This is a genomic window from Nocardia sp. NPDC050175 (assembly GCF_044459885.1).
Taxonomy (GTDB): Bacteria; Actinomycetota; Actinomycetes; order Mycobacteriales; family Mycobacteriaceae; genus Nocardia.
Genome location: NZ_JBITJI010000002.1, coordinates 699014 through 711428 on the forward strand (window position 1 = coordinate 699014; position 12415 = coordinate 711428).

Below are 12415 nucleotides of genomic sequence, written 5' to 3' on the forward strand. Positions count from 1 at the left end.
GGGGGACGTGCGTCCGAATGCTCGGCGGGGAAGCAAGACCCTGGCACTGGTGAACGCATGACGCGTTCCGCTCGTGTCCGTCCAGCTCGGACCCGGCGCCCTCGGGTCATCACGCTGCCGCAGCTGATGGCGACCGCCGTCGAAGCGAACCCGGACGGCATCGCCCTCACCTATGCCGACGCCACAGCGACACTGTCGCAACTGAGCTACGCCGAGCTCGATGAGCGGTCGACCCGATTGGCGCGGCTGCTGATCGAGCGCGGCGTCGGCCCGGAAGATCTTGTCGCGATCGGCGTTCCGCGCTCGATCGACTCCGTGGTCGCGGTCTGGGCGGTGGCCAAGTCCGGCGCGGGCTTCGTGCCGGTGGACCCGAACTATCCGGCCGACCGGATCGAACACATGGTGAAGGACTCCGGCGCGGTCTTCGGCCTGACCACCGCGCAGTCCGCCACCCAGCTGCCGGGGCAGGTCGAATGGCTTGTCATCGACAGCGATTCGACGCTGCGTTCGCTCGAGCGGCACTCGACCGAGCCGATCACCAATGCCGATCGGGTGCGCCAGCTGCGCGCCGAGCATCCGGCCTGGGTGATCTATACGTCCGGTTCGACGGGCGCGCCGAAGGGCGTCGTCGCCACCCAGGCCGGCATCGCCGGGTTCTGCGAGGAGCAGCGCACCCACTACGGCGTCACGAGTACCGCACGGACCCTGCACTTTTCATCACCGTCGTTCGACGCGTCGATGCTGGAGCTGTTGCTCGCCCTCGGCGGCGCGGCGACCATGGTCGTGGTGGCGCCGACGGTGTTCGGCGGCGACGATCTCGCCGAGCTGCTGCGCCGCGAGCGGGTGACCCACGCGTTCATCACGCCCGCCGCGCTGGCCTCGATCGATCCCGCCGGGCTGGACGATCTCGGAGTGGTCGCGGTCGGCGGCGAGGCCTGGCCGCCGGACCTGGTGCGGCGCTGGATACTTCCGGTCACCGGCGGCGTTCGCGCGCTGTTCAACGTCTACGGGCCCACCGAGACCACGATCGTGGTGAACATCGGCGAGCCGCTGGTGCTCGACGCCCCGCTGACCATGGGCGGCCCGATTCGCGGCGTCACCGAATACGTGCTGGACGAGCGGCTTTCGCCGGTGCCGGACGGCGTGATCGGCGAGCTGTACATCGCGGGCGCGCAGGTGGCGCGCGGGTACCACGAGCGTCCTGCGCTCACCGCCACTCGTTTCGTAGCGAACCCGTTCGACCCCAACGGCTCTCGGTTGTATCGCTCCGGCGACCTGGTTCGCTGGACCGCGGAAGGTCGACTGGAGTACGCGGGGCGCAACGATTTCCAGGTGAAGGTGCGTGGTTTCCGCATCGAGCTCGGTGAGATCGACGCGGTGCTCGCCGCCAACGACAGTGTCGACTTCGCGGTGACCATAGGCCACCAGCTCGACAGCGGCACAACGATTCTGGCCTCCTACGTGCTGGCCGCCCCCGGCGCGACCGTGGACACCGACGAGCTGATCGCGGCCGCCGAGCAGCGGTTACCCGCGCACATGGTGCCGACCACGATCACCGTGCTCGACGAGATCCCGCTGTCGCCGACCGGCAAGCTGGACCGGCGCGCACTGCCCGCGCCGCAGCTGCAGACCAAGGAATTCCGCGCGCCGAGTGGCGAACTGGAACAGCTGGTCGCGCACATCTTCGCGGAACTGCTGGACACCGGTGCCGAGATCGGTGCCGACGACGACTTCTTCGAGCTCGGCGGTAACTCGCTGGTCGCCACCAAGGTGGTGGCCAGGATCGGCGCGCAGATCGGCGCGCGGGTGCCCGCGCGCACGGTCTTCGAGGCGCCGACGGTCGCCGGTCTGGCGGCCCGGCTCGCCCCGTTCACGGGGGCGGGGGGACGGCAGGCGCTGGCGCCGATGCCGCGCCCCGAACACATTCCGTTGTCGCTGGCGCAGCAGCGGATGTGGTTCCTGAACCAGTTCGATACCGCGTCGGCGGCGAACAACATTCCGTTCGCGATCCGGCTCTCCGGCGCGCTGGACGTGCCCGCGTTGCGGGCGGCGGTCGCCGACCTGGTCGAGCGGCACGAGACGCTGCGCACGGTCTACCCGGCGGTGGACGGCACCGGCTACCAGGTGGTTCTGCCTGCGGCGCAGGCCATTCCGGAGCTGGCGGTGACCGAGGTCGCCGAGTCCGAGCTGCCGGGCAGGCTGGCCGAGTTCATGCTGGCCGGGTTCGATGTGGCGGCCGAGGTACCGCTGCGGATGGCGCTGCTGCAGTTGGGCGTCGACGACCACGTGCTCGCGGTGGTGGTGCACCACATCGCGGCCGACGGCACCTCGATGGCGCCGATGGTGCAGGACCTGACCATCGCTTACTTCGCGCGCTCGGGGATGGCAGGAGGCGGAGCCGACGGGGCGGGTGAACACGGCGCGGGCTCCGCGCCTGGCTGGGCACCCTTGCCGGTGCAGTACGCCGATTACGCCCTGTGGCAGCGCGCGATGCTCGGTGACGAGAACGATCCGAGATCGGTTGCCGCCGAGCAGATCAGTTACTGGCGCACCGCGTTGGCCGGTCTGCCGGGTCGGCTCGAGCTGCCGACGGACCGCCCTCGCCCGGCGTTGGCCTCCGGTCGCGGCGGCGTCTACACCTTCGAGGTGGACGCTCCGATCAGGGCCAAGCTCGACGCGATCGCGCACGAGACCGGTGCCTCGCTGTTCATGGTGGTGCACGCGGCCTTCGCGGCGCTGCTGGCCCGGCTGTCGGGTTCGGCCGATATCGCCATCGGCACGCCGGTGGCGGGCCGGGGCGAGGCGGAGCTGGACGGCCTGATCGGCATGTTCGTCAACATGCTCGTGCTGCGCACCGAGAATGCGCCGGGCAGGTCGTTACGCGAGCTGGTCGAGTCCGCCAAAAAGGTTGACCTCGAAGCATTTTCGCATGTGGAACTGCCGTTCGAGCGGCTCGTCGAGGTGCTCGACCCCGCGCGCTCGCAGGCGCACCACCCGCTGTTCCAGGTAGCGCTGTTCTTCCAGAACATGGACAAGCCCGCGTTGGAATTGCCGGGGCTGTCCGCGTCGGCCCTGGATCTGGACGGCGCGGCAGCCAAATTCGACCTGCAGCTGACCGTTACCCCGCACGAGGGCGAAAACGCCGGTCTGTCGGCCATGTTCAGCTACGCCACCGACCTGTTCGACGAGGCGACGGTGGCGCGCTTCGCCGCCCGGATGCGCCGACTGCTGCGTGCGGTCACGGCCGATCCCGACCGCGCGGTGGGCGATGCCGATCTGCTGTCGCTGGTCGAGCGCGACCGAATCCTGTTCGAGTGGAACGACACCCGGCAACGGGTGGCGCCGCATCTGCTGCTCGACGGCTATCGGCAGGCGGTCGCCGCCAACCCGGATGCCGTCGCAGTGGTCTACGAAGGCATCGAGCTCACCTACCGCGAGTTCGATGAGCGGGTCAATCAGCTTGCTCGATTGTTGATTTCGCAGGGTGTTGGTGCGGAGTCGTTGGTGGGTCTGGCGATTCGGCGTTCGCTGGATCTGGTTGTCGGTATGTATGCGATCGTGACTGCCGGTGGTGCGTATGTGCCGTTGGATCCGGATCATCCGGCCGAGCGGATCGCGCACATCCTCGACACCGCCCAACCCGCCTGTGTCGTGACAACTTCCGCTGACGCCGTCGCCTTGCCGGATAGCGTTGCCGCGGTGGCCATAGATGCCGCCGATCTGGCGCAGTTCGACGGCACGCCGGTCCGCAAGGACGAGCTGCTCCGGCCGGTGTCGCCGCTGAACCCGGCGTACGTCATCTTTACCTCCGGCTCCACCGGTCGCCCCAAGGGCGTCGCGGTGTCGCACGCGGCGATCAACAATCAGATCGAATGGATGCTCGCCGAGTATCCGCTCAACGGCGACGACGTGTACCTGCAGAAGACCGCGACCACGTTCGATGTGTCGCTGTGGGGCTTCTTCATGCCGCTGCGAGTGGGTGCCAAGCTGGTCGTCGCGACGCCGGACGGCCATCGTGACCCGGCGTATGTCGCGGAAACCATTGTCGCGCAGTCGGTCACGGTTACCGACTTCGTGCCGTCGATGCTGACGATCTTCGCCGCACACACCGCCAAGGGTGCCGTGCCGACGCTCGAGCAGATCTTCGTGATCGGTGAGGCATTGCCGCCGGAGACGGTGACCGCGCTGCACGCGGTGATCGACGCGGACGTGCACAACCTGTACGGCCCGACCGAGGCCGCGGTGTCGGTGACCTACTGGCCAGCGGACGGTTCGGATACCCGCTCGGTGCCGATCGGGTTGCCGCAGTGGAACACTCGGGTCTACGTCCTGGACGCGCGACTGCGCCCCGTGCCCGACGGCGTGGCAGGTGAGCTGTATCTGGCCGGTGATCAGCTGGCGCGTGGATACGTCCGCAGGCCGGATTTGACGGCCGATCGTTTCGTGGCCAATCCGTTCGGTACCGGTCAGCGCATGTACCGGACCGGCGATCTCGTGGTGTGGCGCAAGGCTTCCGGCGCGGACGCCGACGAGGACATGGTGCTCGACTACATCGGACGCACCGACTTCCAGGTGAAGTTCCGCGGCCAGCGCATCGAGCTCGGCGAGATCGAAACCGCGCTGCTCGCCCAGCCTTCGGTGAGTCAAGCCGTCGCGCTGGTCAGCCAGTCGACGCTCGGCGATCAGCTGGTCGCCTACGCGGTCGCCGCACCCGAGGCCAGGATCGAGCCGCAGGAGCTGCGGGCCGCCATCTCGGAAACGCTGCCCACCTACATGGTTCCGGCGGCCATCGTCGCGCTCGACGCGTTCCCGCTGAATCCCAGCGGCAAGCTCGATCGCAAGGCGCTGCCCGAGCCGATGTTCACCGCCCGCGAATTCCGTTCGCCCGCAACACCGGTCGAGGAGATCGTGGCCGGCGTCTTCGGCGAGGTGCTCGGGCTGATCAGGGTCGGCGCGGATGACGATTTCTTCGCGCTCGGCGGCAACTCGCTGGTCGCCACCCAGGTGGTGGCGCGGCTCGGTGCCGCCGTCGGCGGCCGGGTGCCGGTGCGGACGCTGTTCGAGGCGCCCACCGTGGCCACCCTTGCGGCGGTGATCGATTCGCAGGTGCACAGTCGTCCCGGGGTCGCGCTCGGCAGCATCGCCCGGCCGGACGAGCTGCCGCTGTCGTTGGCGCAGCGCCGGATGTGGTTCCTCAACCGCTTCGACCAGTCCGACGACCAGGCGATCGGATCGGGCGCCTACAACCTGCCGTTCGCTTTGCGGCTGACCGGTGCGCTGGATGTCGCGGCGCTCGGTGCGGCACTGCACGATGTGGTGGCGCGGCACGAGGTGCTGCGCACGGTCTACCCGGAGACGGCCGCTGGCCCGATCCAGGTTGTGTTGCCGCCCAACGGCGTTGCGCTGGACGTCGCGCCGAGGCTGCTGAGCGAGACCGAGGTGGCGAGCGCGGTGTACGCGCTGGCGTCGGGTTCGTTCGACGTGACCGCCGAGGTCCCGGTGCGGGTTGCCCTGCTGCAGGTCGACGGCCAGGCGGACACGTATGTGCTCGCCGTCGTGGTGCATCACATCGCCGCCGACGGGTCCTCGATGGGACCGCTGGTGCGCGACGTGATGATCGCCTACGCCGCGCGAACCGCGGGCGAAGCGCCGAACTGGGCGCCGCTGCGGGTGCAGTACGCCGATTATGCGCTGTGGCAGCGGGCGGTGCTCGGTGACGAGGCCGATGCCGAATCGATTGCCGCGCAGCAGATCAGCTTCTGGCGCTCGCACCTTGCCGAGCTGCCGGATCTGCTGGAGTTGCCGACGGATCGACCGCGTCCCGCCATCGCGTCGATGGCTGGTGCACGGGTGGATGTGCAGATCGATGCGGCCACGCACGCCGGTCTCGTGGAACTCGCTCGCGCGCATGGCGCGACGTTGTTCATGGTGGTGCATACCGCGCTCGCCGTGCTGCTGGCCCGGCTCTCGGGTTCGGTGGACGTCGCCATCGGTACGCCGCTGGCCGGTCGTGGCGAGCGTGAGCTCGACGACCTGATCGGCATGTTCGTGAACACGGTGGTGTTCCGGACGCAGTTCGAGTCCGGTGAGTCGTTCGTCGAATTGCTCGGCAGGCAGCGCGAATCCGATCTGCAGGCGTTCGCGCATGCCGACATTCCGTTCGAGCGGTTGGTGGAGGTGCTCAACCCGCCGCGCTCGACCGCGCATCATCCGCTGTTCCAGGTGGGGCTGTCGTTCCAGAACATCGCGCGGGCCGCGCTCGAACTGCCCGGTCTCACGGTGTCGGGGCTGGACGCGGATCTGGCTGTGTCGCAGTTCGATCTGCATCTGATCGTGGGCGACGGCTACGACGAGTCCGGCGTGCCGACCGGCCTGGGTGGCTTCTTCACCTATGCGACAGATCTTTTCGACGCCGCGACGGTGCAGGGCTTCGCCGACCGGTTCGCGCGGATCCTCGCCGCCGTGGTGGCGGACGCGACGACGCCGGTCGGGGATATCGAGGTACTCGACGCGGACGAGCGCGACGACGTGCTCGGCCGATGGAACGCTACCGAGCAGCAGGTCGACCAGTCGGCGACGTTGGTCTCGCTGTTGGACGCGGCCGTGGCGGCCGATCCGCGATCCGTGGCGCTCGTGGTCGATCTGCCTGCGGGGCGCGAGAAGGTGACCTACGCGGAGCTGGACGCTCGGGTGAATGCCCTTGCCCGGTACCTGATCTCGGTGGGGGTCGGCCCGGAGTCGCGGGTGGCGCTCGCCTTCCGCCGTTCGGTGGACCTGGTCGTGGCCATGTACGCGGTGGCGAAATCCGGTGGCGCGTATGTGCCGGTGGATCCGGATCAGGGCGCCGAGCGTACGAGTTACATCCTCGAGACCGCCGCACCGGTATGCGTGTTGACCAACGCCGAGGCCGAATTCGGCACTGATGTTGCGCCTGTGGTGCGGATCGACGAACTCGAGCTCGATGGCGTGGATACGTCTCCGATCACCGATGCCGATCGGGTCACGCCACTGCGTCCGGAGAACACCGCGTACGTAATCTTCACGTCGGGTTCGACGGGTCGCCCGAAGGGTGTCGCGGTTTCGCACGCGGCGATCGCGAATCAGTTGCAGTGGAAGGTCACTGAGTTCGGTCTTGATGCGGCGGATGCGATTCTGCTGAAGACTGCTGCCACGTTCGATCTTTCGGTGTGGGAGTTCTGGTCCGCGGCGGTGTGTGGTGGCCGTCTGGTCATTGCCGCGCCTGACGGTCACCAGGACCCGGCCTACCTCAACGAGTTGATGGCTCGCGAGTGGGTCACCACTCTGCATGTGGTGCCGTCGATGCTCGACGCCCTCACGACGGGTGATTTCCCGACCTCGTTGTGGCGCGTGTTGGCGATCGGTGAGGCGCTGCCAGGTGGATTGGCGCAACGCTTCCTGCGCGACTACCCGCGCGTCGAACTGTTCAACCTGTACGGCCCGACCGAGGCAGCGGTGTCCGTCACCAGCCACCGGGTCACGCGAAACGATCAGCCGTCGGTGCCCGTTGGCGCGCCGGAGTGGAACAGCCAAGTCTTCGTGCTGGATTCGCGGCTGCGGCCCGTTCCGGTGGGCGTTTCCGGCGAGCTGTACCTGGCCGGTGCGCAACTCGCGCGTGGCTACTTCGGTCGCGCGGATCTGACGTCGGATCGGTTCGTGGCCAACCCGTTCCAGCCTGGCACGCGGATGTATCGCACCGGCGACCTGGTGGCGTGGCACGCCTCGGGTGAGCTGGAGTACCGGGGCCGCACCGACTTCCAGGTGAAGATCCGCGGCTTCCGCATCGAACTCGCTGAGATCGACGCCGCGCTACTTGCCCTGCCACAGATCGCGCAAGCCGCGGTCATCGCGAGGTCGGACCCGCGTACTGGTGACCGCTTGGTCGCCTACGTGGTCCCGGCGAGTGCCGATGTCGATGTCGCACAGGTGAAGTCGGCACTTGTCGCCGGTTTACCGTCGTACATGGTGCCTGCGGCGTTCGTCGTTCTCGATGCGCTGCCGTTGAACGTGAACGGCAAGCTGGATCGGAAGGCGTTGCCCGAGCCCGAGTTCGAGGCTCAGGCGTTCCGTGCGCCGTCGACTCCGATCGAGGAGATCGTGGCCTCGGTGTATGCCGAGGTGCTCGGTGTCGAGCAGGTCGGTGCGGATGACGACTTCTTCGGTCTCGGCGGTAACTCGCTGCTGGCCACGCAGGTCGCCGCCCGCATCGGTGCCGCGTTGGATTCCCGTGTCCCCGTTCGTACTTTGTTCGAGGCATCCACCGTCGCCGGTCTGGCGTCGAAGGTCGAACAGCACGCAGGCACCGGTGGCCGCAAGGCGCTGGTCGCAGGCCAACGCCCGGAACAGATTCCGCTGTCGCTGGCTCAGCAGCGCATGTGGTTCCTCAACCAGTTCGACACCGGCTCCGCCGTCTACAACATCCCGGCCGCCATCCGCCTCTCCGGCGACCTCGATGTCGCCGCACTGCACGCGGCGGTGACCGATCTGGTGGCCCGCCACGAGATCCTGCGCACCACCTACCCGCAGGCCGAGCAGGGCCCAGTGCAGTCCATCGCCACTGAGGTGCCGGTCGACCTCACGCCCGCGCGGATCGGCGCAGCGGATGTGGCGGACGCGGTATACCGTGTCGTCGCCGCGGGTTTCGACGTCACCACCGAGATTCCGTTCCGCGCCAGGCTGTTCCAGGTCGCCGACACCACCGACTACGTGCTGGTTTTCGTGGCCCACCACATCAGCGCCGACGGCTGGTCGATGGGTCCGCTGACCCGCGACCTGATGCTGGCCTATGCCGCCCGCACCGGTGGCGCGGCCCCGGCCTGGGCCCCGCTCCCGGTTCAGTACGCGGACTACAGCGTCTGGCAGCGCGACGTGCTCGGTGCCGAGGACGACCCACAGAGCCTGATCGCCAAGCAGTCCGACTACTGGCGCACCGCGCTGGCCGCACTGCCGGACGAACTGTCGCTGCCCGCGGACCGCCCGCGACCCGCGGCCGCCTCGTACCTGGGCGCGACGTTCAGCTTCGAGATCGACGCGGAACTGCACGCCGCACTCGATCACGTTGCCAAGCAACACAATTCGACCCTGTTCATGGTGGTGCACGCCGCACTGGCGGTCCTGCTCGCGCGGCTTTCCGGCACCACCGACATCGCCATCGGCACCCCGGTCGCCGGTCGTGGCGAGGCCGAACTCGACGACATGATCGGCATGTTCGTCAACACCCTGGTGCTGCGCAACGAGATCGAGCCAGGCACCACCTTCGACGCGTTGCTCGCCGACGTGCGGGACACCGACGTCGCGGCTTTCGGCCACGCCGACCTGCCATTCGAGCGCCTGGTCGAACTGCTCGACCCGGTCCGCTCGGCGGCCAGGCACCCGCTGTTCCAGGTGATGCTGGTCTTCCAGAACCTGGCCCAGACCTCGCTCGAGCTGCCCGGTCTCACCGTGTCCGGCATCGATCCGCAGGTCCAGGCGGCCAAGTTCGACCTGCAGCTCACCGTCGCGGAACAGCAGGGCACCCAAGGCCTTTCGGCGATCCTCACCTACGCGACGGACCTGTTCGACGCCTCGACCGTGCAGAATTTCGCCGACCGCTTCCGCCGCATCCTCGCGGCGGTGGCCGCCGATGCCGCAGTGGTCGTCGGCGATATCGATGTGCTCGCCGCCGGCGAACGCGAGCTCGTACTGCACGAATGGAATTCACTCGGCGCCTGGGTGCCCGGTGCCACGCTGCCCGGCCTCATCGCCGATCAGGTCTGGCGCCGCCCGGACGCGGTCGCCATTCGATTCGGTGGCCGCACGCTCGCCCACCCGTCGCCCGACCACCACCCCTCATCGAGTCGCTCCGCGACGCTGACATACCGCGAACTGCAGCGTCGCGCCAACCAGGTGGCCCGAGCACTGATCGCCCAAGGTGCGGGCCCGGAATCGCTGGTGGCCGTTGCCGTGCCACGCACCGAGGACCTGCCGGTCGCCTTGCTCGGCGTGCTCGCCACCGGCGCCGCCTACCTGCCGATCGACTCCACCTACCCGGCACAGCGGCTGGAATTCATGCTCGCCGACGCCGCCCCGGTCTGCGTGCTGACCACGGCGGACGAACGCGACGCGGTGCCCACCGGTGACCTGCCCGTTGTCTTGTTCGAGGAGACAACGACATTCGCCGATGCGCCCGTGCACGATGCCGACCGGCTCGCGCCGCTGCACCCGGACAACCTGGCCTACGTCATCTACACGTCCGGCTCGACCGGCGTGCCGAAGGGCGTCGGTGTCGCACACCGCAATGTCGTCGAACTCTTCGCGAACACCCAAACCCTGTTCCGCTTCGACGAACACGACGTCTGGACGCTGTTCCACTCGTTCGCGTTCGACTTCTCGGTGTGGGAGTTGTGGTGCGGCCTCGCGCACGGCGGCTCGGTCGTGGTGGTCGACTACGGCACCTCGCGGTCGCCGGAACAGTTCCGCGAGTTGCTGATTCGCGAGCGTGTGACGGTGCTGAACCAAACTCCGTCCGCCTTCTACCAATTGGTGGAGGCCGACCGTGCTGCTGAGCAGGCTGACTTGGCGCTTCGCTACGTCGTCTTTGGCGGCGAAGCCCTCGACCTGCGCAAGCTCGAACGCTGGTACGAACGGCACGGCGCGGCAACCCGTCTGGTCAACATGTACGGCATCACCGAGACCACGGTGCACGTGTCGTTCCTGCCGCTGGACGAGCAGGATCGGCACACAGCGGCCAGCGTTATCGGCCGCGCGATCCCCGGCCTGGACGCCTACGTGCTCGACCCACGCCTGCACCCGACCCCGCTCGACGTACCCGGCGAGATCCACGTCGTCGGCGCGCAACTGTCCCGCGGCTACCTGGGCAAGCCGGGCCTCACCGCGACCAGGTTCGTGGCAAACCCGTTCGGCGCGCCCGGTTCTCGCATGTACCGCACCGGCGACATCGGCCGCTGGCGCGACTGCGGCGACAAGGCGATGCTCGAATACGCCGGTCGCAGCGACCAGCAGGTGCAGCTGCGCGGCTTCCGCATCGAACTCGGCGAGATCGAGGCGGCGCTGGTGCGCTGCGACGGCGTGAATCAGGCCGTCGCCCTGGTCCGTTCGGATACGCACGGCGACCGGCTCATCGGTTACGTCGTGGCTGACGGCGAGATCGATCCGATGACTGTCCGTTCCGAGGTCGCCCGGTTCCTCACCGGCTACATGGTGCCGGACGCGATCGTGCTGCTGGACGCGCTCCCGCTGACCCCGAACGGCAAGCTCGACCAAAAGGCGCTGCCCGCGCCGGAATTCGTCAGCGCGCGCACCTTCCGCGCGCCGAGCACGCCGCTGGAGCAGACCATCGCCGCGGCCTTCGCCGACCTGCTCGGCGTCGAAACAGTCGGCCTCGACGACGATTTCTTCGCACTCGGCGGCAACTCGCTGCTGGCCGCGCAGGCGGTCGGCCGACTCCGCGACGCCGTCGGTGCGACGGTCAGCGTGCAGTGGTTCTTCACCGACGCCACGGTGGCCGGACTCGCCGCACGGATCGACGCGCAGGCACCGGGGGAGACCGACGACAACGCCGCGATGAACGTCCTGCTGCCGATCCGCACCACGGGCACTGCGGCACCGCTGTTCTGCCTGCACCCGATGTACGGCCTGGCCTGGAGCTACGCCGGGCTCGCTCAGCACCTGCCCGCCGATCAGCCGATCTACGGCGTGCAGTCGCCCGCCCTGTCCGAGGACGGCGACCTACCGGACTCGATCGCCGCGCTGGCGCACCGCTACGTCGCCGAGATCAGGACCGTGCAACCGCACGGCCCGTACCGGCTGCTCGGCTGGTCGCTCGGCGGCGTGCTCGCGCACGCGATCGCCACCGAGCTACAGGCCGCAGGCGAACAGATCGAGCTGCTGGCCATGATGGACAGCCACCCGAACCCCGACGTCGCGGGCTTCCGCGCGGCGGTGCGCGGTGCGCTGGCCGAACTCGGACTCGGTGGTGACCTCATCGGGGCCGAGGACGACATCTACGACCTCAGCGACCAGGCGCTGGCCGCGCTGCACGCGATGATCCCGCCGGAACTGGTCGCGCTGACCCCCGAACGGTTGCGTCGTATTTATCGCAGCGCGGTCCGTTCGGCCGAACTGATCGCCGAGCACCGTCCAGGGGTGTTCACCGGCACGCTGGCGTACTTCAGCGCGGCGGTGGCCGATCCCGCGGATGTGCTTCGCGCCACGTCGACCGACTGGTCGCCGCACGTGACGGGCGCGGTGGTCGATCGGCCGGTCGGCGTGACGCACGCGCGGATGACCGCACCGGAGGCCCTGGCCGAGATCGGCGCCGAGCTGGCGATTCTGCTCGGCCGGCTGAGCTGAGCAGGTCCTGTCGACGTGGGGTCACCAATCGCGCGTCGGCAGGGAA

1 pseudogene is annotated in these 12415 nt (G+C 68.6%); it reads left to right on the forward strand.

Annotation, left to right across the window (positions count from 1 at the left end):
* Positions 1–57 precede the first annotated feature (57 nt).
* Positions 58–12369 (forward strand): annotated as a pseudogene (locus ACIBK2_RS08810) (amino acid adenylation domain-containing protein); the annotation flags it as partial.
* Between the last annotated feature and the right edge of the window lie 46 nt (positions 12370–12415).